Source organism: Dyadobacter tibetensis Y620-1 (assembly GCF_000566685.1).
GTDB lineage: Bacteria > Bacteroidota > Bacteroidia > Cytophagales > Spirosomataceae > Dyadobacter > Dyadobacter tibetensis.
The window spans coordinates 670,060-695,842 of the sequence record NZ_AZQN01000003.1; the positions used below are offsets into that span (position 1 = coordinate 670,060).

The 25,783-nt window shown below is 44.2% G+C and carries 19 protein-coding genes; 7 read left to right on the forward strand and 12 right to left on the reverse strand.

All coding sequences use genetic code 11. The features are described 5' to 3' along the window. The first annotated feature begins 134 nt into the window (after positions 1–134). Positions 135–2,987, forward strand: coding sequence for an excinuclease ABC subunit UvrA (uvrA, locus tag X939_RS0109865; protein WP_044198895.1), 2,853 nt, complete (start codon positions 135–137; stop codon positions 2,985–2,987). 103 nt (positions 2,988–3,090) lie between these two features. On the opposite strand, the gene X939_RS0109870 is transcribed toward uvrA, so the two are convergent. Further along, complete coding sequence (locus X939_RS0109870; protein ID WP_025763097.1) at positions 3,091–3,681, reverse strand: thymidine kinase; 591 nt, start codon at positions 3,679–3,681, stop codon at positions 3,091–3,093. Positions 3,682–3,778: 97 nt separating this feature from the next. On the opposite strand from X939_RS0109870, the gene X939_RS0109875 reads away from it, so the two are divergent. After that, positions 3,779–4,906: a DUF8457 domain-containing protein gene (locus X939_RS0109875; RefSeq protein WP_025763098.1), complete on the forward strand. Its 1,128-nt coding sequence runs from the start codon at positions 3,779–3,781 to the stop codon at positions 4,904–4,906. A gap of 132 nt (positions 4,907–5,038) precedes the next feature. Next, positions 5,039–5,917: a hypothetical protein gene (locus X939_RS0109880; RefSeq protein ID WP_025763099.1), complete on the forward strand. Its 879-nt coding sequence runs from the start codon at positions 5,039–5,041 to the stop codon at positions 5,915–5,917. A gap of 3 nt (positions 5,918–5,920) precedes the next feature. Here the strand turns inward: X939_RS0109880 and X939_RS0109885 are convergent, their stop codons facing one another. The 10 genes from X939_RS0109885 to X939_RS0109930 form a co-directional block, all read right to left on the reverse strand. After that, positions 5,921–6,763, reverse strand: a complete 843-nt coding sequence (locus X939_RS0109885; protein ID WP_025763100.1) for a hydroxymethylglutaryl-CoA lyase — start codon at positions 6,761–6,763, stop codon at positions 5,921–5,923. 159 nt (positions 6,764–6,922) lie between these two features. Beyond that, complete coding sequence (locus X939_RS0109890; RefSeq protein WP_025763101.1) at positions 6,923–7,345, reverse strand: DUF4345 domain-containing protein; 423 nt, start codon at positions 7,343–7,345, stop codon at positions 6,923–6,925. A gap of 71 nt (positions 7,346–7,416) precedes the next feature. Continuing rightward, the gene (locus tag X939_RS0109895; RefSeq protein ID WP_025763102.1) at positions 7,417–8,004 is read right to left on the reverse strand and encodes a Crp/Fnr family transcriptional regulator; all 588 of its coding nucleotides are present in this window, start codon (positions 8,002–8,004) and stop codon (positions 7,417–7,419) included. A gap of 108 nt (positions 8,005–8,112) precedes the next feature. Beyond that, the gene (locus X939_RS0109900) at positions 8,113–8,523 is read right to left on the reverse strand and encodes a response regulator (RefSeq protein ID WP_025763103.1); all 411 of its coding nucleotides are present in this window, start codon (positions 8,521–8,523) and stop codon (positions 8,113–8,115) included. Positions 8,524–8,534: 11 nt separating this feature from the next. Beyond that, entirely contained in the window at positions 8,535–9,542 is a 1,008-nt protein-coding gene (locus X939_RS0109905; protein WP_025763104.1) for a PAS domain S-box protein, read from the reverse strand. Continuing rightward, on the reverse strand, positions 9,542–9,976 hold the full coding sequence (locus X939_RS0109910; protein ID WP_025763105.1) for a response regulator: 435 nt from the start codon (positions 9,974–9,976) through the stop codon (positions 9,542–9,544). The genes X939_RS0109905 and X939_RS0109910 overlap by 1 nt, the downstream gene beginning before the upstream one ends. Positions 9,977–9,984: 8 nt before the next feature. After that, complete coding sequence (locus X939_RS22985) at positions 9,985–13,479, reverse strand: PAS domain S-box protein (RefSeq protein WP_025763106.1); 3,495 nt, start codon at positions 13,477–13,479, stop codon at positions 9,985–9,987. Positions 13,480–13,696: 217 nt separating this feature from the next. Then, positions 13,697–15,178: a potassium/proton antiporter gene (locus tag X939_RS0109920; protein WP_025763107.1), complete on the reverse strand. Its 1,482-nt coding sequence runs from the start codon at positions 15,176–15,178 to the stop codon at positions 13,697–13,699. 219 nt (positions 15,179–15,397) lie between these two features. After that, positions 15,398–16,261 carry a DMT family transporter gene (locus X939_RS0109925; protein WP_025763108.1) on the reverse strand — a complete coding sequence of 288 codons (864 nt, stop codon included), beginning with the start codon at positions 16,259–16,261 and terminating at the stop codon, positions 15,398–15,400. Between the two features lie 155 nt (positions 16,262–16,416). Further along, the gene (locus X939_RS0109930) at positions 16,417–17,478 is read right to left on the reverse strand and encodes an NAD-dependent epimerase/dehydratase family protein (RefSeq protein ID WP_025763109.1); all 1,062 of its coding nucleotides are present in this window, start codon (positions 17,476–17,478) and stop codon (positions 16,417–16,419) included. Between the two features lie 503 nt (positions 17,479–17,981). Between X939_RS0109930 and X939_RS0109935 the strand changes: the two genes are divergently transcribed. The 4 genes from X939_RS0109935 to X939_RS0109950 are packed head-to-tail and all read left to right on the forward strand — an operon-like array spanning position 17,982 to position 25,118. Then, entirely contained in the window at positions 17,982–18,707 is a 726-nt protein-coding gene (locus X939_RS0109935; RefSeq protein ID WP_025763110.1) for a hypothetical protein, read from the forward strand. Beyond that, a complete protein-coding gene (locus tag X939_RS0109940) occupies positions 18,704–21,472 on the forward strand; it encodes a TonB-dependent receptor (RefSeq protein ID WP_025763111.1) in 2,769 nt (922 codons plus the stop codon). The genes X939_RS0109935 and X939_RS0109940 overlap by 4 nt, the downstream gene beginning before the upstream one ends. Before the next feature lie 26 nt (positions 21,473–21,498). Next, a complete protein-coding gene (locus X939_RS0109945) occupies positions 21,499–22,659 on the forward strand; it encodes a DUF4249 domain-containing protein (protein ID WP_229236038.1) in 1,161 nt (386 codons plus the stop codon). A gap of 59 nt (positions 22,660–22,718) precedes the next feature. Further along, complete coding sequence (locus X939_RS0109950) at positions 22,719–25,118, forward strand: alpha-2-macroglobulin family protein (protein WP_131694714.1); 2,400 nt, start codon at positions 22,719–22,721, stop codon at positions 25,116–25,118. 57 nt (positions 25,119–25,175) lie between these two features. Here X939_RS0109950 and X939_RS0109955 read toward each other — a convergent pair whose 3' ends face one another. Next, positions 25,176–25,637: an Lrp/AsnC family transcriptional regulator gene (locus X939_RS0109955; RefSeq protein ID WP_025763114.1), complete on the reverse strand. Its 462-nt coding sequence runs from the start codon at positions 25,635–25,637 to the stop codon at positions 25,176–25,178. Positions 25,638–25,783 lie beyond the last annotated feature (146 nt).

The window sequence follows — 25,783 nt, forward strand, 5'->3', positions numbered from 1 at the left end:
GATCGGTGTATTTGGCAACGGCTCTGTGGAAAAGCATTAATAAGTAGCCATCGTATGAAACCCAAGCCTTATTTTTGTCGTTCTAATAGGGCTACATGGGGATATCCTGAATTAATATAAACGCATAATATATTTTGAATTCATTGAATGGTTTGGAAGTGGACAGTCGGGACCTTATTGAGGTTCAGGGCGCACGGGAGCATAATCTTAAAAATATAGATTTGGCCATCCCCCGCAATAAGTTGGTGGTCGTTACGGGAATCAGTGGAAGCGGGAAGTCGTCCCTGGCTTTCGATACGATTTATGCCGAAGGTCAGCGGAGATATATGGAGAGCTTTTCGGCTTATGCGCGTGGCTTTATAGGAGAGATGGAACGTCCGGATGTCGACAAAATAAGCGGGCTTTCTCCGGTAATCAGCATAGAACAGAAAACAACCTCCCGCAATCCTCGCTCGACAGTAGGCACTGTTACCGAAATTTATGATTTTCTGCGCCTGCTGTACGCAAGAGCGGGGGAGGCCTACTCTTATGTGACAGGTCGTAAAATGGTGAAGCAGTCTCAAGATCAGATTGTTAATCAGCTTATGACCCAGTTTATCAATCAGAAAACCACAATTTTAGCCCCCGCAGTAAAAGGTCGTAAAGGTCATTACCGGGAGTTATTTGTACAAATAGCCCGCTTAGGTTATAATAAAGTACGGGTAGATGGGGAGCTGCAGGATATTCGCCCCAAAATGCAGCTGGACCGATATAAGGTTCATGATATAGAAATAGTGATCGATAGGCTGATTCCGCGTAGTGAAAAGGAAGACCCGCAATCGCGCTACCGGGTAAGTCAATCTGTGGCCACCGCTATTAAGCAAGGGAAAGGCGCCCTCATGATATTGGATGAAAAAGGGGAGACCTACTATTTTTCTCAAAATCTTATGGATCCCGAATCGGGGATTAGTTATGACGACCCGGCTCCTAATGCGTTTTCCTTTAATTCGCCCTACGGTTGGTGCCCTACTTGCCAGGGTCTGGGTGTAGTAGACGATATCACGGAAGAGTCGGTGATGCCCGACAAAAGTCTTTCTATTAAAAAAGGGGGGATAGCACCCATGGGAGAATACCGGGAGGCCTGGATATTTAAACAGCTCGAGGTGCTTCTTAAAAAGTTCAAGGTAACCCTTAGCACCCCCCTGGATAAATTCCCCGAAGATGCGATACGTCTCGTGCTGTATGGAAGTGATGAGCCCGTGCCAGTTCCCTCTAAAAAATATCCAGGAACGGAATGGGATACTAAATTTGAAGGGATAGTCAATTTTTTGAAGAAACAACAGGAAACGGGCAACGACAAAATTCAGGACTGGCTTAAGGATTTTATGATGATTAAAACCTGTCCTGAGTGTGAGGGGAAACGTCTTCGGAAAGAATCTCTTCACTTCCGAATAGATGGTAAAGACATTTCTGAACTCTCTGAAATGGATGTGCTGGACCTTTCAAAGTGGCTGGTGGGCTTAGAAGATCGTCTGGAAGAAAGGCAACAGCTCATCGCGGGCGAAGTGCTAAAGGAAATTCGCAAAAGGGTAGGCTTCCTGCTAGATGTAGGCCTGGATTACCTTACGCTTACCCGCTCGCTACGTACTCTTTCAGGAGGTGAAGCGCAGCGAATTCGCCTGGCTACCCAGATCGGTACCCAGCTTACCGGAGTGCTGTATATTATGGATGAGCCCAGTATAGGGCTGCATCAGCGTGATAATGTGCGCCTGATTAATTCTTTGAAGAGTTTGAGAGACCTGGGTAACACAGTTTTGGTGGTCGAGCATGACAAGGATATGATGCTGGCGGCAGATTATATTGTAGATATAGGGCCAGGCGCAGGGCGACATGGCGGGCATGTGGTGGGGGCTGGCTCACCAGCTGCATTCCTAGAAAATGGCTCGCTGACTGCAGATTTTTTAAGTGGTCGACTTACCGTAAAAGTTCCAGCAAAAAGAAGAAAGGGAAATGGGAAAAGTCTGGTTTTAAAAGGGTGTACCGGGCATAATCTTAAGAACGTACAAGTGTCTTTTCCTCTTGGAACGATGATTTGTGTGTCGGGGGTCAGCGGGAGCGGGAAATCATCCTTAATTCACGAGACCCTGTTTCCTTTGCTCAACCAGCATTTTTATAAGTCACGTCGCGAACCCTTACCCTACAAGAGTATTGATGGCTTGGAACATATCGACAAGGTAATTGAGGTCGACCAGTCGCCTATAGGTCGTACGCCCCGGTCTAACCCGGCGACTTATACCAATATGTTTACCGACATAAGGTCGTTATTTGCCGAGCTGCCCGAGTCGAAGATTCGAGGCTATAAGCCAGGGAGGTTCTCCTTTAATGTAAAAGGCGGGCGCTGTGAAGATTGCGAAGGTGCCGGTCGTAAACGTATTGAAATGGATTTTCTTCCCGATGTACATATCGACTGCGAAACCTGTAAAGGAAAGAGGTTTAACAGGGAAACTCTTGAGGTACGTTTCAAAGGGAAATCGGTAGCCGATATACTGGATATGACCGTAGAGACCGCATTGGAGTTTTTCGAAAATCAACCTCGTATTTTACGAAGGGTGCAAACGCTTTTCGATGTTGGCTTAGGTTATATTACACTCGGACAGCATGCTACTACCCTGTCGGGTGGGGAAGCACAGCGGGTAAAACTTGCTGAAGAACTTTCTAAGCGAGATACGGGACAGACGATGTATATCCTGGATGAGCCAACCACTGGGTTACATTTTCAGGATATTCAGCATTTACTGAATGTTTTGAACAAGCTGGTAGAAAAGGGCAATACGGTTCTGGTAATCGAGCATAATATGGACGTGATTAAGGTGGCCGATTTTGTGTTGGATATGGGCCCCGAAGGAGGCTCTCAGGGCGGCACGGTGGTAGCCTATGGCACACCGGAGAAAGTCGCTAAAGCCAAAGGAAGCCATACCGGGTTCTTTTTGAAAGAAGAATTAAAATAGATAACCCGAAGCTCCCAGGTCAGGTGCACTCCGCAAATATTCCTTAATGTCTGAAAAGGGATGCTTGCGGAGTGTTTTTGAAAAGCTAAAGGAATGTAGGAATTCAGTGCTTTCCTGCCTGGTCGCCTAGGTTGAAACAGCGTCTACACCGGGCTTGGTAAGCCTCTGTTTCTCCCAGCAATATATGGTCGACGGAGGGAGAAAGCCGGTAGGAGTGGGAGGCAACTTCACCACAAACCATACAGATGGCATGGACTTTGGTGACATATTCGGCCAGCGCCATCAGCTGGGGCATGCTTCCGAAGGGCTGGCCTAAATAGTCCATGTCCAGACCCGCAATAATTACTCTTTTCCCTTCATTGGCTAACTGATTACATACGTCTACCACGGAACCATCAAAAAATTGTGCTTCGTCCAGACCTACTACCTCCGAATCTGCTGAAAGTCGAAGAATGTCCTGAGCACGCTCTACAGGAATAGAAGCAATGGAATTATCATTATGTGAAACAATGTTCTCATGATGATATCGTTTATCCATCATTGGTTTGAATATCATAATCTTTTGCCGGGCTATTTTTGCTCGGTTAAGCCGACGGATCAGTTCTTCTGTTTTACCTGAGAACATCGAGCCACAGATAACTTCGATCCACCCCGTTTTGGGATTTTGTTTTTTATGTGAAGGTTCTATAAACATCTTAAGGGTAAGCGGGCCTTGTGGCGAGCAATTTTTAATATCTTTACAAATCAAACACAATTTTTTTTAACAATACCGTAAAAATTTCTGATTCGTTATGTCGAATGGTTTGAATATAAATGCGATCGAGCAATATGCTTCTGGTTTTACCACCTTGGTACTCACCGAGGCATATGGAGGCAAAAATATAATTTCTGGGGCCGATTTGTTAAAAATAACCCCTGTAAGACAAGTTAATTTAGGAATACTTAACAGGCTTTTCGAAACCTGGAAAGGCAATGCAATGGCCTTTCGAAGTCCTTATTTCGACTTTGAAAATGAGGAAGTTCAGGCAGCATTGAGCACTTTTATGAATACTGTTTCTCAACACATTGCCGTGAAGAGAGCCGATCTGGAACCCTTACTGAAGGCTTCTACAATAGAGGCCGTGGAACTCCTGCTATATCCGGCCAAGTATTTCAAAGAAAAAATCTCCGTCTGTGGAGAAGATGGGTTCGATGCCGGTGCGGCGGAACAGCTCTATAAATATACGCATATCCATAAAGGAATAGCCGAGAAGTTGAAAACCAACTTGTTGGATTCTGGAAAGAGCAATGTGCGAATCGCTGAGGCCCTTAATTGGCTTGATGAGGCTCTTCCAGAATCAGATGAACAGGAGACACTGGACGGATATATTTCTCAGTTTAACGAAATAAGACCCTTACGGATTGATGAACTATTAGGAGCCCACCCATCTGCAGCTATTCAGGCTCCTATGGAGGAGCCCTCGCCTTCCGCCCAGAAGGCCGGTTCTTTTTTCGACTCTGCTCTGAATGACATAGAGACGAGCAACGGATTCCCTCAACCCGTAAAGGCCGAGCGAAGTGTAGCCGTGCTATCCGAGATAGTTTCTAAGTCAACTCAGGTCGAAAGAGAGTCCCTCAACAACCGTTTTAAGGTTGATTTGCCCAAGCCTTCTCAGGAAAACTCCTATGGCTCTGTCCCCGTACGGGTCGAAACCATTGCTGGCTCCATTCCCCTAGGACAGCGCTTTATGTTTGTCAATCAGTTATTCAACAAAAATAGTGAGCATTTCGATAAGGCTATCTATGAGCTCGATACGGTCAAGAGTTTTGAAGAAGCCAAAGATCTGATCTGGCATCGTTATGCTTCCAAATATGCTTGGGATGTCAATGGAGAAGCCGTGGGTGCCTTGCTGGCTATTGTAAAGAGAAAATTCCAATAAGGCGTTCATAAGGAGATAAGTGCCTGGTTTTCCAGCATTCAATGCCCGTAATTTATCGTATATTTATAGTGCAGGCTCCCGTTAATATTTTGGTAGACCTGCACTATTTTTTTGCCAGTAACGATATGGGCTATGAAGTTATCGACCGGCATTTTATTAAAACTAGTGGGAGTGGGGCTTTGCTATTCCATTATACAGCCCTGCCCTGTCCTGGCACAGGGAGAGCCTTTAGTACTGGGGGCGCGAGCCTGGGGCCTTGGAAATGCTACCGTGGCAGACTCAGATCCTTCCAGTCCCGGGGCCAATATAGCCGGGATCGCAGCAGCGGAGGTAACGCATATTCTGGCGGCCTATGATACCCATTATAACCTCCCAGGTATTGGGGTCTTTGCCGCGTCGGCAGTGGTACCATTGCCCTCTCAATTCGTGACTTCGGTGGCCGTACTGCGTTTTGGAGATGAGCAATACCACGATTTGCAGGCGAGTATCGGATTGGCCCATCGTATAGAAAAAGTCAGTTTGGGCCTTCGCTTCAATTATCTTCAACAGGCCTTTAATATCCCCTCGCTTATTTTAAGCCGTCGGTCCCTTGTAATGGATATGGGGGGACAGATTATGCTGGGAAATCGGCTTCGGATGGGGGCTCATGCCTACAATTTATTCCAATCCTCGTTCTCGGGAGAAGGTGGAGCGAAGGTGCCTACGATATTAAAAATAGGGTTGCAATATGAGCCGGTTCCGGCAGTATACCTTGCTGCTGAATTATACAAACATACCAACCTCCCCACCGTAGTTCGTGGTGGGCTTAGTTACAAACCTCTCCCCTTTCTAATCATTCGTACAGGCATTTCTGCCGGCCCTATGACGCATCACTTCGGCTTGGGGGTGCAGGCCCAGCCTTTTTGGTTCGATTATGCCGTTCATAGCCATAATCACCTAGGCTGGTCACACCATCTGAGCATCGGTTACAGGCTCCAACGCAAGGAGACCGAGAGTGGAGTCGCACCCTGACCCCTATAATAGTGCTTTAAATTGATAGGTAAGTGCCTGCATTAAGTCAATATCCAGATTTTGTAATTCCTTTTTTTCGTTTCCAAAAGCTATTATATGCTCGGTGGGCATATTGCCTACCAGGTCGTCCTGGGCCATAGGGCAGCCCCCATACCCCAGCAAGGCCCCATCGAAACGTCTGCAGCCTGCCTGGTAGGCGGCTTCCAGCTTTTCCCTCCATGCCTCTGGCCGTGTATGAAAATGTGCCCCGAATTCTAGGTCGGCATATCCTGTAATCAACTGGGAAAAGACCGTCTCTATATCATCTGGACGAGCCAGCCCAACGGTATCTGACAAAGAAAAAGTGCGTACACCAATCTGGGCGAGGATATCCACCCATTCCTGGACGATACTAGGGTTCCAGGCATCATCATACGGATTGCCGAAGCCCATGGAAATATAGATTACCAGCTTTTTGCCCTTATCCTCGCAGAGTTTGCTGATTGCGGTTACCCGCTCCAACGATTCTTCCATCCCAGCATTCGTATTTCTTTTTTGGAAGGTTTCAGAAATAGAAAAAGGGTACCCTACATATGTAATCTGGGAGAAACTACAGGCCTGTTGAGCACCACCGGCATTGGCAACGATAGCTAATAATTGGGTATTGGATTGTGATAAATCCAAGCCAGCAATCACCTCTGCCGTATCACTTACCTGGGGCATTGCCTTGGGGGAAACAAAACTGCCGAAATCGATGGTGTCAAAGCCTACCTGTAATAGCTGGTTTAGATAGGCAATTTTATCGCTTGTAGGGATAAAAGGGCCGTGTCCTTGCCAGGCATCTCTAGGACATTCTATTATTTTCATAGCTGCTTTATTTAGCTCGTACCTTCCATGCAGCATGTCTCCTGCATGGTATCAGCAATATAAACAAAAGCGCTGATAGCGACCAGTGGTATGGATCCTTATTTGCGAATTATTGCTGAACTAAAGTCCTCCATGCAAAAAGGATATTCTGCCTCCTCGTCAATTTCTGGCTGAGGTCGTCAGCCGATTTTTCGATTGGGCCATAACCAACCCCAGCCCTAATACTGCTAGAATGGTTTCTATTAATACCCATTGATTTCCGAAATCCTGAAGAGGGCCATCGATGGCCATGGTTAGATAACGACTCAAGGCGTAAGACGACCAGAACATCGTTAAGAATGCCAGGGCAAGGAATGGTAGCTGGCGTTGGAGGTAAATGAGCCCGACAATAATGGTACATCCTACCCCTCCATATATTCCCCGAATTGAACTTATTGCATCTGTATTTTCTAATTTTACCTGAACCAAATCCATGGTCTGCTGTGGGTCCAGAATAGAAATGATACTGACAGAGGCCAGTCCTAAAATGGAAACGAAGAAGTATAGCATATGTAACCTCTTCCATAAGTTATTTGTTGTCATGAATCATGTTGTTTTAAGTTCATGGCAAAAATAGGCTCGAGCGTAATTTGAAATATTGGTAAATACCAACATTACATTCGGACCTTATTGATAAGCTTGCTGAAGTTTGTAGGATCCACACCTATGTAATTTGCCAAGTATTTCTGAGGTACCACCTGGAGTAAGTGCGGACTGCGTTTGAGCAGCTGCGTGAATTTCTCTTCAGAAGTAAAACATTGGAGCTCTACCATCCGCTGTAATAAACCAGCAATTACTGTATGAAGGGTTTTATCTACAAATTCCCTTAAACAGGGATGCTGCTGTTGAATCCTGTGAAACTGATCGTATCGGGTTCGCAAAAGCTGTGAATCTGAAATAGTCTCAAAATAGTATTTGGAGGGACATTGAAGTAAAAATGCGTCCAAAACCCCGGCAAAGCTGTAAGGGTAGGTGAATACCAAAGTTGCTTCCCTACTATTCTGATCAAAAAAGTATACCCTTTGAACTCCCTCTAAAACAAAGTACAGGAATTTTTCCTGGTATCCTGGGCTGCTAAGCACGGTCTTCCTTCTTACTGAAACAGGAGCCCAGATTTCCTGAAAATCCTCCCAGGCTTGGGGGGATAATTCCGGTATTGCTGTGGCAAGCAGATCCCGTAAGGGGCGGAGTGTAGCATTCATAACAATGGACTGACGAAATATATGCTGATATTATGGTCAATAATTAATACTCTGTTTGATGCCCCTGATTTGCATCAACTAAGTGATAGTGTAAAATGTTATTATTTCTTAGCTACTCAGCTCTTTGAGCTTTTTTTGGAGGTTAATTTTTAAAGTAAGAATAGACTCTAAGCTGATGGGTTTTTCCAAATAGTCGATTACGAAGGGGTTATTGGACGCCTGGCTCTGGTCGCTATGATCGATGGAAGAAGAGGTGATATAAACCCAGGTATTAGAAGGATTTCGGTAAGCTTTAATCTCCTCCAAGAATTGCCATCCACTCAGAATGGGCATATTAATATCCAGGAATATGACAACCGGAATCTGCTGGTCAATTCCTTGACAAACATGGTTGCGCGCTTCAACAGGATCTGTAAAAGTCGAAGTGTTTTCTGCTAGTTGACTTTTGTGTATGAGCTTTTTTAGCAGCATGGTAAAAATTGTGTCGTCTTCTACGACTAGTACAGGAAGTTTCAACATATTAATATTATTTAGCAACGTATGGCTTGAGATTTATCTACAATATTTTTTATGACCGAGTCTATTTCTGTGGCCGATTGGTATACTTCTTTCAGGAGTGATTCCTTTTCCAGGTGATCCATTTCGTCATCCTGCATAAGTTGTATGATCCCCATAATTCTGGCTACAGGGGCTCTGAGCACATGAGACTGCATCCAAGCTATTTCTTTCAAATTTTTGTTTTGGTTCTCTATGGCTTGTAGCTGCACCAGCTTTTCTGTAATATCAGTAGCCATGACAATTTCTGCCGGAACACCATTAAAATCAATTTTATTGCCGATGATTTCTACTTTAATAATGGAACCATCCTTTTTGATATGCCTGTAGATGTTTTTATATCGTTGATTTGAAGTTTCTTTCATTTTGGTCATGGCCTGCTCCAGAAAAACCATATCTTCTGCAGGCCGTATATTTCGTAAGCTCATACTTAAAAATTCAGCTTCCGAATATCCGTAATGGTGGATGGCAGCATCATTGACGTCCAGAAAGTCGAGGGTTTCCAAATTATAAACCCACATCGGAGCGGGGCTCAAGTGAAAGAGCTCCATATATCTTTTCTGAGAGGCCCGTAACGAATGTAAAAATTTATCTCTTTGAAGGGCATAAATGATACTCTTATAGAGAATCAGCGCAGTGATTTTATCCTTGACCAGATAATCGGAAACACCCATAGACAGAGAGTTGGATGCAAAATCCATATCTGGATAGCCGGTCAATATGATGACGGGCACCGTTTGGCTTACTTGTTGAGCGACATGTAACAGTTGATCTTTTCCTATATCGGGAAGTGAGAGATCAAGGAGGATAAGGTCAAATAAGTCCTGGGTTTGCCCCAGGAGGGTTTCCGCCTGGCTATAGGTTTGGACATGCCGTAGTTCGGGTTCTGAAATGTACTCATGCAGGTACTCATCTATAAGTAAATAGTCGCCAGGATTGTCCTCTATGACCAAAATGCGGTATTTGGTTTTGTCCAATCTCATCAGATCTCTTTTTGGGGGAGTTTTACAACGTTGGACCATAGTTCGGCCACACTTTCAAATGCACTTTTGAAAAGATCCATTTCCATGGGTTTAGTAATGAAGCAATTTGCACCATTCTGGTAGGCTTGACTGATATCCCTTTCTGCTGATGATGTCGATAGTAGTATCACAGGGATGGCTTTGAGATCCTTATCCTCTTTGATGGTTTTAAGGACCTGATGCCCGTTCAGCTTAGGTAAATTAATATCCAGAAGAATCAGGTCGGGACGGGAGGCCTGTTGGTAAGCCCCTTTTTGGTAAACGAATTCCAAAGCCTCCTGGCCATTTCGTAAAATGGTCAGATCGTCGACCAAGTCATGATCGTGGAGGGCTTCTGAAATGAGCATGATATCTCCTTCATTATCCTCCACCAGTAATAGTTTAAAGTTTTTCATAAGAGGCATCAAGACTTTGGGATGGTAAAATAAAAGGTACTTCCGTGATTTACCAGAGATTCTATCCAAATTTTACCATTTAAGTTATCAATAATTTTCTTAACTATGGCAAGTCCTATCCCCGTGCCATTGTATTCGCTATTGGGATGGAGCCTTTGAAATAGCTCGAATATTCTACTAAAGTACTCTTCAGGAATGCCAATTCCATTATCATTGACCGAGAATTTCCAAAACGTATCATCTTCATGAAAGGTGACATTTACGATGGGAGGCTGGTCTATTTTACTATATTTCAATCCATTATCAATCAAATTATAAAGAATTTGTTTGAGGGGCCCTTTGAAGGTCATGATTCGGGGGAGGTCATCCGAACAGACAGTACCCGATTTTTCCCTTAAGCTTTTGCCTCTTAGCATACGGTAATCTTCGAGAATTTCGTTCAAATCCACCCATTCCGGCTCTGTATCTTTTCTTCCTGCGCGGGAGTATTCCAGAAGGTCTAAAATAATTTGTCGCATGCGCGTGGCCCCATCTACAGCGAAATGTATATACTGCTGAGCTCTTTCATCGAGCTTACCCTCATATTTTTTTTGCAAAAGTGAAAGAAAGCTTGTGACCATACGTAAGGGCTCCTGCAAGTCGTGTGATGCAACATAGGCAAATTGTTCCAGCTCGGCATTCGACCGTTCCAGTTCTTTGGTATACTGTCTGAGATTAGAATTGAGGCGCTGCAGGGCTTCTTCGAATTCTTTTCGGTAGCTAATATCTGTAATGGCACCTACCATTCGTTTTGCCTGCCTATTCTCATCCCTGATGATGACCCCACGGTCAATAACCAAAGCGTAACTACCATCCGATTTCTGAAACCGGTACTCGTATTGGAATTTATTTTGTTTCTTATCCTGAATGGCCGTGTAGAAGGCCTGTGTCATTCCTTTTTTGTCTTCGGAATGGATCTGCCGGTGGCAACCTTCAATAGTTTTAGGGTGTTGCTGACCATCATAGCCAAACAGATGCTTAAACCCGCCTCCCCAATACATGGAATCATGCTCGATATCCCAATCCCAGATTGCGTCATTGGTTGCCTGTGCTACTTTCTCGAAGCGCTCAATGCTTTCTTGGAGGGCCTTTTCTGCCTCAATCCGTTCGGTAACATCCCTTGAGTTGGCCACAAGTCCTTCTACGGCTGGGTCATCCAGCAAATTGGTGAGAACTGTTTCTATCCACCTCCATTCATTAGGAAAAGTTTTGAATCGGAAGGCTGCAATGGAAACAGTCCGGGAGGTGGCTACCTGTGCAAGGCTTTGACTTACTATAGCCTGGTCTTCGGGATGGATGAACTCCAAAGCATTTTTATTGATAAAGAATTCCGGCTCGATTCCTAAGACACGAATAGCACTCGGACTCACATAGCGATAATCAGCATTAGGTTCCAGAATGGCTATAAGGTCGCTGCCGTCTTGTACCAGGGCTTTAAAGTACTGCTCACTATGTTTTAGTTTATCCTCTGCGTATTTCCTTTCGGTGATGTCACGGGCTACACAATAATTAAGTTCGTCCTGAGCGTTCCATACCACCGACCATGCCAACAGACAGATACGTCCATCTTTTTTCTTAAACCGGTTTTCAAAGTAAGTTATAGGCTCTCCCCTGAGCAGAATTTTTTCTATAGCCACTGTCTTTTCCACATCCGCTTCCAATATAAAATCCAGATATCTACGTCCTACCAGTTCGGAGGGATGGTAACCCCAGGTTTTTTCGCTAGCGGCACTCACTTTGGTGAAATGTCCCCGGATATCAATGGTGCAAATGATGTCTAAGGACATGTGCATGATCTTATCCAGCTCATCTCTGGTTCTGATGATCTGCTCTTGATGCTTGCGCTCACTGGTAATGTCCTTGGCATAGCAGGCCATGGCGCGCACTTTTCCGCTAACCTCGAAAATGGGTTGGAAGGAAACACTGTAATAAAGTGTTAAATTCCTTATTGGGTCTAAGGTTTGCTCCACCACCTTAAATGATTGTCCACTCGCACAACGACGGTAATATTCTCTCCATTTATGAAAAATCTCAGGAGCTATTCCGGGCATGTAAACGGAATCACCCTCCAAAATTTTTAAATTAGTTAAGGACTCAATGGTCCTGGTAAAGGCTTTATTACAAGCCTGAATTCTCCCCGTCAGGTCTAACGACCATATCAAATCATCCGAGGCGTTGATCAAAGCCTCCTGGTTAGATTTCACCCTTCGGATTTCTATTTCCTGCAAATATTGTTGAGTGACGTCCAGAACCGTATTGATCGTAAGATTAGAACCGGGTAAGGGGATATTGCTGGTGTTGATGAAACGTCGAGCTCCCGAGCGGGTAGTGATCTCTAGGTTCTCCCAGTGCATCTGACCTGGATCGCCACTGTCAATAGATTTACGAACCATGTCCAATACCTTTTGACGATAACTGGGATCGGGATATAGTTTTTCTAAAAACGTGGCCATATCATTAATCTCCTCTCTGGGCCAGCCGAAGTACTGACTGTATCGATCATTCACCATGCTACTTCGAAATTGGCAATTATCGTAAACCGCTATTCCAATCGGCAATTGGTTTAGAATTCTTTCAATCATTTCATTCCGATCGGCTAGCTCATTGATCAAAGCCCGTTCCCGAAGGTTGGCCTCATGTTTCTCGGTGATGTCGGTATGTGTGCCTGCGAGCCATACAGGAGCACCCTCAGTGCTTCGGCTGACCACACTCCCCCGGTCATTAATCCATATAATTGATCCATCCTTATGAATCATCCGGCATTCTATATCGTAAAAATCAATTTCGTCGTGAGCGCAGGCAAAGAGTTTCTCGTCCGAGTACGCACGGTCCTCAGGGTGTAATACGTTATACCAGGTGTCTAAGGTGAAAGGTTTTAATTCTTCGGCTGAATAACCCAGCATATTGGCCCATTGCTCGTTTATGACAAGCTCTCCTGTAACAACATTCCACTCCCAAGTTCCCATATTGGAGGCTTCTATGATGTTGAATAGCTGAATAGACCGTTGCTGTGCTTGCCTGCCCTCTATTTGCCCGATATGCAAACTTTTTTGCTGCTGAAGCAACTGAGAAGTTAAGCGAAGCAACGGAAGGATATTTTGTGTTTGAGCATCAGTAAATGAATTATCATCAGGAAGCTTGACGTAAATCAACCCGAGTAAATAATCATCCTCGTCAAAAAGTCCCCAATACGCAAAGCCTTTTTCTGAGCACCTGGCCACTGGCTCCTGGTCGGTCTTATGCGGGAAGTGCTGCTTCTTCGGGGCTTGCTTTATTTGTTGGAACAAAACTGCCGCCATCTCAGGCCAGTGAGAGGTGAAAAATCGAAAATTAGATCCACCCTTATGAAGAGCGATCTGTACGGGTAATCCCTGAAAGTTATTCGATAAAAGGTACTCTATATTTGAAAATAGGCTGGAGGGTAAAAACTCTACTGTCGACTCCCAGAAGCTATCGCGATCCATTCCTTCCCATGTTAAACGTGGCAGCTTTTTTATATTAGAAACAAAATGTATTGTAGTTCCTACTGATTTTTATAATTACCAAAGAGGCAATTGTAGGCTAAGTTATAGATTCCTCAACTGATTTCAATGGAAAATCAAATAGTTATAAAACTTTTTCTAAAGTAATTTAAAAGCTAATTCTAGTTTAAGTTGCTTTTTACTGTAGTTTGGGTATGTGTTATGAGTCAGAAGACTCCTTTTTTAAATGTAGGGCACGATATACATTATTAATTCCTTCCTGAGAATCGGAGAGAACGATCAAGGTGTCATTTGCAGCGATGATAGAGGATCCATTCGGGGTAATATACTGATTGTCTCTTTTAATCATGGCAATAATCGCTGTTTTAGGGAAGCCGAGGTCTACTATTTTTTTGTCTACCGGAAAGTCATGTTGGCCAATATAAATTTCTTTCATGGCTGTTTTAGGATGTTCGGCAAGGAAGGCATCAGTAGGGTCAATAGGTTTGGCTGTTTCAGGAAGGGCCACTTTGAGCCAACGTGCTACCAGGGATAAAGTTGTTCCTTGAATTAATACGGAAGTAATGGAAATAAAAAAGACGATATTGAAGATCATATCTGCCTTTTCTATTCCGGCCAACAGGGGATAGGTAGCAAAAACGATGGGGACGGCACCTCGGAGCCCTACCCAGGAAATATATAATTTCCTTCTATTTTGCATTTTGAAGGCCATCAGGCTAATAAAAACGCTGAGGGGCCGCGCTACAAAAATTAAAAACAATGAAATTACGAGTCCGATACTGATTACTGGGACGATACGGCTCGGGAAAACGAGTAAGCCCAGCGTAAGAAATAGAATGATCTGCATCAGCCAGGCCAGCCCATCAAACATTTTCAAGATGGTTTTTTTATGAATCAGATCTTGATTGCCCAGGTATACGGCGCAAATATAAATGGCCAGAAATCCATTCCCTCCAACTAAATCGGTAGCAGAGAAAGTAATAAACATCAGGGCGATCACCAATACGGGATATAGCCCCTCAAAATCTAAACGTATTTTATTAATTACAAATTTGCTGATTTTTCCGAAGAAGAAACCACCTAAACCACCCATAAGCATTTGCTTAAAGAACAAGGGAATCATCGATGCCAATCCTAGGTCTTGGTTAACTACCAACGACAGAAAAGCGATGGTGAGCACATAGGCCATGGGGTCGTTACTTCCACTTTCAAGCTCCAAAGTGGGACGAAGGTTGGATTTGAGGGCCAGGCTCTTGGCTCTAAGTATGGAAAACACGGCGGCGGCATCTGTCGATGATACGATGGCGCCGAGTAGTAGCCCTTCATAAATGGTGAAATCGGTTATATACCAAGCGAATGTTCCTAAGAATAAGGCTGTTAGAAGTACCCCTGCCGTAGATAGAGTGATTCCTTCTGTGAGAATGGGGCGTACTGCAGGCCAGCTGGTGTCCAGCCCTCCCGAGAAAAGGATGAAATTCAAGGCTATGATGCCAATAAACTGGGCTAGCTCTGGGTCATCGAAGCGGATTCGGCCGATTCCTTCCGAACCTGCCAATATCCCTATTAATAAAAATAAGATAAGAGTAGGAACCCCGAATCGATAGGAAGTTTTACCTGCCAGAATGCTAATAAATAACAAAATGGAGCCTATTAATACGATATTTTCAATGGTGAGCGTCATGCAGTTTCTATCCGGTTACTTTCAAATTTAAGGAAGATTGAGCATTCTTGCCTAATAAATATCTTACTCGGTAGCACTTCTGACAGGAAATATTTCAAAAACAGTTACTGATCGTAAACTGTATCGGTTTATACTGGGCGTTTAAGAGAGAGAGAGGGGGAATCTTATCATGCCGGCCGGTGGGCGGAGAAGACCATTCGGATTCTTTTTGAAGCTTATTCAGACTTTGTTGCGCGCATTCCGGAAAGTGATGCCAATTCCGATCAGAATAATAAATCCCCCAAGAGCCATGGACCAGGTGATGGGCTCATTGATAAAGGAGTAGGCGATAAGGGCGGTAAAGATCGACTGACTTAACAAGGCCAGAGAGACACGCTGCGCATCCATTCGTTGAATGGCAAAATTGATGGTGAGCCAGCCCAGTAACTGGCAAATCAATCCCTGAATAGTAAATGCGGTCCATATGGAACTGCTAAATCCACTGATAGGCAAGTCAAAATAAAGACAAGTCAGCAGTAGATAAAGGCTTGAAACGGCCATGCAATAAGTCATAAAAGGCACAATAGAAATATGATTTAATACCCTTTTGCTAACTAGCATATAAGCCGCATAGAGTATGCCGGAGAGTATGGCAAGGCTAAAACCCCGGTCAAAGCGCATTTCTGTAAAAGTATCCAATCCGATCAGCACGACCATGCCCAGAAGAGCCACGGCCGTTCCGATCCAGAAATATATTTTAGGTTTATTGGGCATAAATAAAAATGCACCTACACCCACCCAAATCGGAGAAAGGTTGGTTAGCAAGGTCGCTTGCGTTGCATTGGAATATTGAATAGAGAGATTCCATATGGAAATATCGGTGGCGAAAAGGATACCACAAATAGCGATGGGGAGCCAGAGGTGTTTAGGTGGAAGGCTAAGCTGTCTGCTCCACAGGGCATAGGGCAGCAGACCGAGCAATCCGATCAACATCCTATAATAGGCTGCGCTTACGCCAGAAACGGGAGTCCACTTCACCAAAACGGGGAAAATGCTAATGCACAGGATGCCAATTAACAGGCTGATTCTCGGGTGAAGTCCCATGTTGTATGGAATTAAGATAAGTCAATTCTGGTGAAAAAATGGCAGCGAGCTCCCGGATAAATGATGCACCATGGAATACTTTATTTATTGGAATCTGCCGTTATTTATCCAGGCCGCCCTTACGACGGCCTGGATAACACCATTTCGAGTGTTTATTATTTTAAAATTGGGGCAAGGTCTTCTTCATTTTCAGCCAGCCAAGCCGTTATTTCCTCGACGATCTGTCGGATTCCTATCTGGGGCTTCCAGCCCGTAAGAGCAGTAACCTTACTGTTATCGGTTATGTACAAACGTATGTCGGCGGTCCGATTTTCAGGTACTATTTTAATCGGAATGGTCTTGCCGGTAACTTCCTGGCAAATTTTGGTAAGCTCCTGAAGGGAGGCGCTACTTTCCATTCCACCTCCAGCATTAAGAATTTCTCCATTTACCTTATCCAGGTTATGTAGCTGCCAATCGATGAGACGGTATAAATCAGCTACGTGTAACATGTCACGCAATTGTTTGCCCGTACCTCCATAGCCGAAATAGCCTAGTTGTTGCTGGAAATAATGCTTGGCAATCCAGAGCACCATGACGCCCTGATCTACCTTGCCCATTTGCCAGGGGCCGGTAATAACACCGCAACGGTTGATCACCGTGCGAAGATTATAAAACTCATTATATTCTTGAATGATAAGTTCCGAGGCTAACTTGGTGGTTCCGTACAGGCTGCGCGCTCCATTTAATGGAAAATCTTCTGCAATTCCTTTAGAAGAAACACCAGGAACAGGCTGCTCATCACTTAATCCAAATCTTGTTTCCTCTTCTGTGAAATTCAGCCCCTCAATCGTTTTAATGGGATACACTCTACTGGTAGAGAGAAAGATAAAATCTGCTTTATGCTTTAGGGCATAGTTAAGGCAATTGACTGTGCCTACCAGATTGGTGTTGATCAGGTAGTCGGGAGTTCCATCCAGACCGGCCAGAACGGAGGGTTCTGCAGAGGCTTCGATAACGGCATCTACGGCTGGGAAGGCATCAAAGTCTTCTTTGTTGCGGATGTCTCCGTGAACAAACACCACTCCGGCAGCCTTCAAACGACTTAAGTTTAATTCGGATCCTCTTCTCTTAAGGTTATCCAATGCGAAAACCTCGTAATGGGGATAATTATGCTTCAATGAGATGGCTAATGCGGATCCTACAAAACCCGCCCCTCCTGTAATTAAAATTTTCATGTTCGGCTCTTTCTGTGTTTAATGCAAAATGCACTAACAAAGTTAAGGTCTTATATTTATAGCCGGTTTATATTCAGACATAAAATTCTTGGGCAGCTTGCCCACCTGCAAAAAATGATGGAAGGGTATCCCGTATCACTCCGCCATTAAACCCGTAGAACAGAGCCTGAAAACTTTATGACTACCTCCTCCAACTAAAGAGGCGTAAACAGTGTCACCTCATAAGTTGACAGCATTCAAATAGCCGATTTGCAAGATGTTCATCTGCTGTAAGTGGTAACCCTGAAGCTGAGCCAGCCTGGTCTGGCCGATATTTGATTAGAATGGCTGGAAGTTGTTGAATTCTAATCACCTAGAAGCCACTATCTCCGGGGGAGTTATTACGCAATAAGCTGGTAACTTACCGGAAAAATTGCCTCTTAAGTAACTTATATTTACAGGTTTATTTCGTTACTTGCCACAATAAATCACTTTACCTAGTATTTGAAATAAAATTCTATTTCATGCGGATTACTACCCTCGTTTTTTTATTTGCATTTTGGGCTGAATTTTCCGGATTTGGTCAAATAGTGCAGAACCCTGTGTCGGGGTCTGGTGCCTTATCCTCGCCGGTTAAGTCGTATAAAGCGGCTACCGCCTTCTCTCAAAATTTATACAACGGACGTATCTATTACTGGTATGATTACCGGTCCGAAGAGCACCAGTTCTATAAAGATTCGGAGTGGCATATGGGGCAAGTTTTTTATGATGGGCAGCAACATGACAGTATACCACTTAAATATGATGTATTTAAGGACCAGTTATTGATCCGGCATTTAAATGGAGATCATATGATTCTCCAGACACCCAAGATTAGTTGGTTTTCTATTGACGACCATCGCTTCCAGTATTTAACCAAGGAGGGTGGCCTTCCGGCCGGAATGATCTCCAGCTTCTATGACCAGGTTTTTATAGGGAAAACTTCATTTTTAGTCCTGAGAAAGAAGGATCGGCAGGAGAAAATTGTAGACAAGAAGGTGGTTAGCTTTTATCCTGTGAAAGATAGATATTACCTCCTAATAGATGGGATTTATAGAGAGGTACGTTCCAAGAAATCGGTGCGTTCCCTTTTTCCCGGACAGGAAAGAATTCTGAGGAAGGCTTTGAGAGAAGCACAAATTCCCTTCCGCCAAAATCGGGAGGCTGCTATATTATTGATGGTTCAACATTCCGAGCAAGTGGCACTATGAGCAAAAAACATCTACTCTTGACCTTATTGTTAATTGGCGCCTTTCTTCCCGCTTGGAGCCAGCAGACTGGTGAAAGGAGCGTTACTATGGAGCTCGATTCCGTCCGCTTTAGCGCGTTTGTAAAGCTGGTTGAAGCGCAGTCCGACTATATTATTTATTATGATGAGCAGGCCTTTGATGGGCTTACCATAGATTTGCATATCAAGGATGTTACCGTTCCGGAAGTAATGGAACAAGTGTTCAAAGGCTCGGAGTTTTCTTACGCTATTGACAGTCAGAAACGTATATTTATTACGCAAGGCACTAGAATTATTACTCAATTACAAACGGGGATATTTGATCCCAGCCTTACTTCTCGTCAGAATATGGAGGTTTATGAATCTCCGGAGCAAGATGCTAAGGAAAAATTGCTATCAACAGCCGAGAGTAAGCTGCATGAAATTGGGGTGAAGAAATATAAGATTACGCCAGGCCAGTCCAGTATTTCAGGTTATGTGCGCAATGCCGTTAATGGAGAGCCCGTCATTGGGGCAGCAGTATTTATAGAGAAGCCTTCAATTGGAGTAAGTACCGATGCTCTGGGTTTCTACAACCTTACCATTCCTCGGGGAAGACATGTGTTGAAGGTCAAAAGCTTTGGAATGCGCGAAACGCAGCGTCAGGTTATGCTGTATACCGATGGGAAGCTCGATATTGAAATGCGTGAGAGTGTAATAGCCCTCAAAGAGGTGAAAGTGAAGGCTGGGGTGGACAAAAACGTCGTGGGGACGCAGATGGGGCAGGTAAAGCTGACGATCAAAGACCTGAAGCAAATCCCGACGGTTTTCGGAGAGTCGGACTTATTACGGTCTGTTTTGACTCTTCCCGGAATCAAGTCCGTTGGAGAAAATAGCACAGGACTCAACGTGAGGGGAGGCTCCACCGACCAAAATCTAATTCAATTTAACGAAGCTGTTATATACAATCCTTCCCACCTTTTCGGCTTTTTTTCTGCCTTTAATCCTGATGTAGTCCGGGATGTAGAACTGTTTAAAAGTACGATACCTTCCAAGTTTGGCGGGCGGTTATCCTCGGTATTGGATGTCAACGGGCGAGATGGTAACAAAAAGAAATTCGTTGCATCTGGGGGAATCGGACTAGTGACGGGGCGCCTCACACTTGAAGGGCCCATTATAAAGGAAAAGACCTCATTTATCCTGGGGGGGCGGTCTACGTATTCTAATTGGGTCATCAGGGCTCTGGATAACCCAGCTTACAACCAGAGTTCCGCCAATTTTTATGACGTGAACCTTCAGGTTACACATGAGGTTAACGAGAAAAATGCCCTTATCTTAACAGCTTACCAGAGTAGTGATCGTTTCCGGCTATATGGCGACACCACATATTCTTATCAAAATCAACTCGCCGCATTAAAATGGAAGCATACCTTCAGTCCAAAGCTATACAGCGAATTCACAGCCTCTCATAGCAAATATCAGTACCAAATGAGGGCTGCAGGACTCCCTTTGAATTCCTTCAATCTTAAGTTTGACATCAACCAATCCAATTTTAAAGCAGATTTTAGCTACCAATTATCTCCCAAGCATACCATCGATGCGGGAGTTTCCAGCATTTATTACCAGTTACATCCCGGCTCATTTCAACCGGTAGGGACTGAATCGCTTATTATTCCCGACGAACTTCAGGCCGAACAAGCCCTGGAAAGTGCACTTTATATAGAAGACAAATTTGAGGTTAGTCCCAAGCTAGCCATTACGGCGGGTCTGCGCTTTTCCATGTTTAATTATCTGGGCCCCAGGTCGGTTAATACCTATGTGCCTGGGCTTCCCATCGATTACCTCTATCAGGATGGGGTTATTGACTATGCTAAAGGTAAAAATATAAAGACCTATTCAGGGCCGGAAATACGGCTATCAGCCCGGTATAGCCTGCTGGATAATCTTTCCCTGAAAGTTAGCTATAATACCTTAAGGCAGTATATCCATTTACTTACCAATACCATGACCGTGTCGCCTACTGACATTTGGAAATTAAGTGATACATATATCAAACCCCAGATTGGCGATCAGTTATCGGTAGGTCTGTATCGCAATTTAAGTGGCAATAAAATAGAGGTATCTCTGGAAGGATATTATAAGAACATAAATAACTTCCTGGACTATAAAGGGGGAGATTCCCTAATCATGAATCATAATATTGAAGCGGCCGTCATCAACACAAGAGCCAAAGCTTATGGAGTGGAGTTTTTAATCAAAAAACCATCAGGCAAATTTAACGGTTGGTTAAGCTATACCTATTCACGTACGCTCCTGCGGGCGATCGATAGGGAATCGCCAGATGCGCCTAATGAAGGAAATTATTATCCTAGCAATTACGATAAACCTCACGATTTTACCGCTATTACCAACTACAGATTCTCGCATAGATTTAGTCTCTCACTTAACTTCACCTATAGTACCGGTAGACCCTACACCCCTCCAGTGGGCAAATATATTGTCGATGGATCACAACGGGTCTATTATGCTAATCGTAACGAATTTCGTATTCCCGACTATTATCGGGCCGATATTTCCATGAATATTGAAGGGAATCATAAGGTTCGTAAACTGGCCCATAGCTCCTGGTCCTTCTCGGTTTATAATGTGCTGGGACGAAAAAATCCAACTTCAGTCTATTTTCAGACTAATCAGGGAAGGGTGAATGGTTACCAGCTATCTATTTTTGGACAGCCCATTCCTACAGTTACCTATAATTTCAGATTTTAAACGGCGGGCTCCTTGCCCGAGATAATATGATGTGGTACAGAATATTTAATAATAATATGACCTTCAACAGAAAGTCCATACTCGGCCTGTTTACCCTCTTGCTAGGCATGGCCGGCATTCAGGCGTGTATTGAACCGTTTTCCCCTCCTGAAGTCAATTCCGATCAGGGCTATCTGGTCATGGATGGGTTTCTTAACCTGAGCAATTCGCCCAGCCAGATTATTCTGCGGCATTCGCAGAATGTTAATAGCCCCAATCAGCCTTCCTTCGAAACTGGAGCTCAGATTGTAGTGAGCAGTGAGCAAGGTGAGAATTATGTTTTTACCGAGCCCAGTTTTGGGGTATACCAACTGCCAGCGACTAATTTTAATCTTAACGATAGGTACCGCCTGGATATTTATACCCTCGCGGGCAAGCATTATCAGTCTGAATATGTAAAGGCAGTCAATACGCCTCCCATCGATAGCGTGGGTAGCTATTATGACCAGCGTCGCGATGCTATGGTTTTCAGCGTGAATACCCATGATGATACAGGCTCTACTCGGTTTTATCGATGGAAATTCGAAGAGACTTACGAATATAATGCGGCACTCTATTCCACTATCATGATGCAAGACAATCAAATCGTAACCCGGCCTGATAATATCTATACTTGCTGGCGCTCCCGATCTTCTACCAATATTATACTCGGCAGTACTATTAAAATCGTAAAGGACGAAATTCGTGACTTGCCCATTAATGTGGTAGAGGTAAGTTCCCAGAAACTCCTGATCAAGTATTCATTGCTAGTAAGACAGTACGGTCTGACCCGAGAAGCCTTTGAATACTGGACAGAACTCTCAAAAACGACTCAGGGAACAGGGAGCTTGTTTGATCCTCAACCTTCGCAGGTTACAGGAAACATTCGTAATGTTGACGACCCTAAGGAACTTGTTTTTGGATATTTTGCGGCAGCGACAGAAATTACCAAGCGTATATTTGTTACGCCACGTTTGGGGAATTATTCCTACTGTGTCCCGGACACCCTGCCCCTTGCCTGCGGCAATCCTGATATTACCTGCGCCAGAGATTACACCGGATTACTGGTGTCTTACCTGGACGATGTTAGCGTATTGGGCGCCTCCCAGTCTTGTACAGATTGTCGGACCCAGGGGGGTACCAATGTAAGGCCATCATTTTGGCAATAGAACTCTGACTCCCGAATAAAGAAATGAACATACCATCCATTCAATCTAAATTTCGCCAAATGCACTTTCGATTCGCAACCATGCTGGTATTATGTTGCTGTGTATTTACGGAGACCCAGGCACAATATGGAGCATTGGAACCTATTAAATCGAACCTGATACGTTACTCTGAACGAGCCGTGCAGGAGAAAATTTTCGTCCATGTTGATCGCCCCCTTTATTTAGTAGGGGAAACGCTTTGGTTTAAGGCATATCAACGAGATGGAGCCTCTCACCAGGCCCTGGATATGAGCAAAGTGGGGTATCTGGAACTCCTGGATCGTGAAAAGACCCCTTTGCTCCAAACTAAATTTGCTCTGAAAAATGGAGAAGGAGATGGAAGTGTAGTGCTTCCCTCCAGCATAGGAAGTGGGGTTTATACCCTGCGTTGTTATACCAACTGGATGAAAAACTTTGATCCAGGTTTCTTCTTTGAATCTACCATTACGATAGTCAATCCTTTTGTAGCTTTCGACCCTAACCCTGATGCTAGAATATTGCCAGAATATGACCTGCAATTTTTCCCCGAAGGAGGACATTTAGTGGCTGGATTGCCGAGTATTATTGGTTTTCGAACGGTAGGTACTGATGGTCGTGGTATCCCCTTTGCAGGACAGATTTTGAACCAGGAGAGGAGCGTAGTAGCCACCTTCCTGCCCGATCACCATGGCATAGGACGCTTTCAGTTTACCCCCGAAGCTGGACAACGCTATTCGGCAACTATAAAGGATGCTCAGGGACAGACCCATACCTTCACTTTTCCAGATGTTCAGCCTGAAGGTGTGGTCATGCAACTTTCCGACCTGGGCGACGTATTAGCGGTGAAAGTTCTCATTCATGCCAACACCCGCATGGAAAAGTTGCAATTAATTTCGCACACCCGACAGGGGAAAGTGCAAATGCAATCGGCGATTGTAAAAGGTTCGGAACTACAGTTTAAGATAGATAAGAAAAGTTTGGCCGAAGGAATTAGCCATCTCACTGTTTTCGACGGGCAGTGGAAACCGCTCTGTGAGCGACTTTTCTTTCAATATCCCTCCGAAACTTTGAAAATAGATGCTAAAGTGGGTAGGCCAAGCTACCAGCAGCGGGAAAAAATTGGACTCGATATAGGGGCTACTCGCAATGGAACACCCGTCGATCAGACCAGCCTTTCGGTGGCGATTTATCTTACAGACTCCATTCAAGCCCAGCAGCCAGTCTCTTTCGATACCTATCTACTGCTCACTTCCGACCTTAAAGGACAGGTAGAGGATGCAGACTATTACTTCCATCCGAAAATTGCAGAGGATAAATCGCAGATCGACCTTCTGATGCTTACCCATGGATGGAGGCGCTTCGACTGGGCGCAGGTGTTGGCAGGGGCTGAGACGCCTTTCCATTTTTTGCCTGAATATGATGGGCATTTCATAGAAGGGAAACTGGTTAATAAAAGTACGGGATCCTTTGTGCCCAGCCGCGACCTGTTCCTTGCAGCCCCAGATTACCCCGTCAGACTGTATACTTCTATTAGTGATCGACGCGGAAGGGTAAGATTTGAGGTTAAAGAATTTTTGGGTCCCAAAGAACTCACCATACAGACTAACGTACAGGAGGATAGTACCAGCCAGTTTGAGCTTACCAACCCTTTTGTCTCGGTTTTCTCTAGTAAATTATTGCCAAAATTCGAATTTGATAAGGGATGGGAAAATACCTTGTTAAACCGGGCTATAAATATGCAGGCCCGTAATGCCTACTTGCCTGAGAAATATAAGGTAGTGAGCGTGGAAATACCCGATTCGCTGGCATTCTTTGGTAAGCCTGACGAACTTTATATGCTGGATGCCTACACTCGTTTCCCTACTATGGAAGAGGTGTTACGTGAATATGTTCGGGGAGTGCTGGTGCGTCGGAAACAAAAAGAATTTCATTTTAAAATGGTTGACGCGCTCGTACCCAATACGGTCTATGATACCGACCCCATGGTGCTACTGGATGGTATTCCCATTTTTAATAATGAAAAAATTATGGCCTTCGATCCCCTTAAAGTCAAGAAAATAGAATTAATGAATGCCAAGTATTTCCTAGGACCTATGGCCTTTACGGGCATACTGAGCCTTTCCACCTATCAGCACGATCTTAGTGGGTTCGAACTGGATAATAATGTACAGATTATTCCATATGAAGGCCTGCAACTGCGACGTGAGTTTTATTCTCCTCTCTATGATAGTCCGGCAGCATTAGCAAGTCGGGTTCCCGATCTGCGCAATTTGCTGTTCTGGGCTCCAAGCCTAACCACCGATGCCTCAGGACATGCAACCGCATCATTGTTCAGCTCCGATCAACCTGGCCGATATCAGGTGGTCGTTCAGGGTATTACTCCTGAAGGCAATGCCGCTACGCAATCTTTCTTTTTTGAGGTGAAAAAAAGAGCGCTGTAAGACGGGAATGCAAGTAATTTTCATTTAAAGGCCTCTGCATACATGTAGGGGCTTTTTTTAGATATAATATTCCGAGGTATGTTTGATCTCCTTTAGGACAAAGGTGCTGTTGAGCACTCCGATATTGTCAATTTTCGACAGTTTATATTTTACAAAATCATGATATGCATCCAGGCTAGCCACGTTGATCTTCAGTAGAAAATCTACTTGCCCGGCCATATGGTAGCATTCCTGTACCTCCTCCAAGTTTTGAATCTCCTGTTCAAACTTTTCTATAAAAGCCTCGTTATGGTAGCGCATAGATACCTGACAGATTGTGGTTACCGAACGGTCAATGAGCTTTTTGTCCAGTATGGCTACATAATTTTTAATATACCCCATGCTCTCCAGTCTGCGAATACGTTCGTAAACGGGAGATACGGTAAGGTTCAATGCCTGGGCAATGTCTTTCGTTGTTTTCTTGGCATCCTTCTGTAAGATCCTCAGGATCTTAGCATCAATTTTGTCTAACTGTTCCATGGCAGGAATAATATTTTCTGTAAATGAATAGAAATATATCTGAAAAAAGTAAAATGTACTAATTGGATTGAATAGTGCGGTAATATTTACTGCAAATATAGATGAATATTGAAAATAGTTTTGCAAATGCCTTAATTGCAAGGTAA

Excerpts from the sequence above, each read along its gene's own strand:
- X939_RS0109955 (WP_025763114.1), bottom strand. The coding sequence starts at position 25,637 with ATGGAACAGTTAGACAAAATTGATGCTAAGATCCTGAGGATCTTACAG.
- X939_RS0109910 (WP_025763105.1), bottom strand. The coding sequence starts at position 9,976 with ATGAAAAACTTTAAACTATTACTGGTGGAGGATAATGAAGGAGATATC.
- X939_RS0109875 (WP_025763098.1), top strand. The coding sequence starts at position 3,779 with ATGTCGAATGGTTTGAATATAAATGCGATCGAGCAATATGCTTCTGGT.
- X939_RS0109925 (WP_025763108.1), bottom strand. The coding sequence starts at position 16,261 with ATGGGACTTCACCCGAGAATCAGCCTGTTAATTGGCATCCTGTGCATT.
- X939_RS0109930 (WP_025763109.1), bottom strand. The coding sequence starts at position 17,478 with ATGAAAATTTTAATTACAGGAGGGGCGGGTTTTGTAGGATCCGCATTA.
- X939_RS0109890 (WP_025763101.1), bottom strand. The coding sequence starts at position 7,345 with ATGACAACAAATAACTTATGGAAGAGGTTACATATGCTATACTTCTTC.
- X939_RS0109870 (WP_025763097.1), bottom strand. The coding sequence starts at position 3,681 with ATGTTTATAGAACCTTCACATAAAAAACAAAATCCCAAAACGGGGTGG.
- X939_RS0109940 (WP_025763111.1), top strand. The coding sequence starts at position 18,704 with ATGAGCAAAAAACATCTACTCTTGACCTTATTGTTAATTGGCGCCTTT.
- X939_RS0109920 (WP_025763107.1), bottom strand. The coding sequence starts at position 15,178 with ATGACGCTCACCATTGAAAATATCGTATTAATAGGCTCCATTTTGTTA.
- X939_RS0109880 (WP_025763099.1), top strand. The coding sequence starts at position 5,039 with ATGAAGTTATCGACCGGCATTTTATTAAAACTAGTGGGAGTGGGGCTT.
- X939_RS0109945 (WP_229236038.1), top strand. The coding sequence starts at position 21,499 with ATGATGTGGTACAGAATATTTAATAATAATATGACCTTCAACAGAAAG.
- X939_RS22985 (WP_025763106.1), bottom strand. The coding sequence starts at position 13,479 with ATGGATCGCGATAGCTTCTGGGAGTCGACAGTAGAGTTTTTACCCTCC.
- X939_RS0109900 (WP_025763103.1), bottom strand. The coding sequence starts at position 8,523 with ATGTTGAAACTTCCTGTACTAGTCGTAGAAGACGACACAATTTTTACC.
- X939_RS0109950 (WP_131694714.1), top strand. The coding sequence starts at position 22,719 with ATGCACTTTCGATTCGCAACCATGCTGGTATTATGTTGCTGTGTATTT.
- X939_RS0109885 (WP_025763100.1), bottom strand. The coding sequence starts at position 6,763 with ATGAAAATAATAGAATGTCCTAGAGATGCCTGGCAAGGACACGGCCCT.
- X939_RS0109905 (WP_025763104.1), bottom strand. The coding sequence starts at position 9,542 with ATGAGATTGGACAAAACCAAATACCGCATTTTGGTCATAGAGGACAAT.
- X939_RS0109895 (WP_025763102.1), bottom strand. The coding sequence starts at position 8,004 with ATGAATGCTACACTCCGCCCCTTACGGGATCTGCTTGCCACAGCAATA.
- X939_RS0109935 (WP_025763110.1), top strand. The coding sequence starts at position 17,982 with ATGCGGATTACTACCCTCGTTTTTTTATTTGCATTTTGGGCTGAATTT.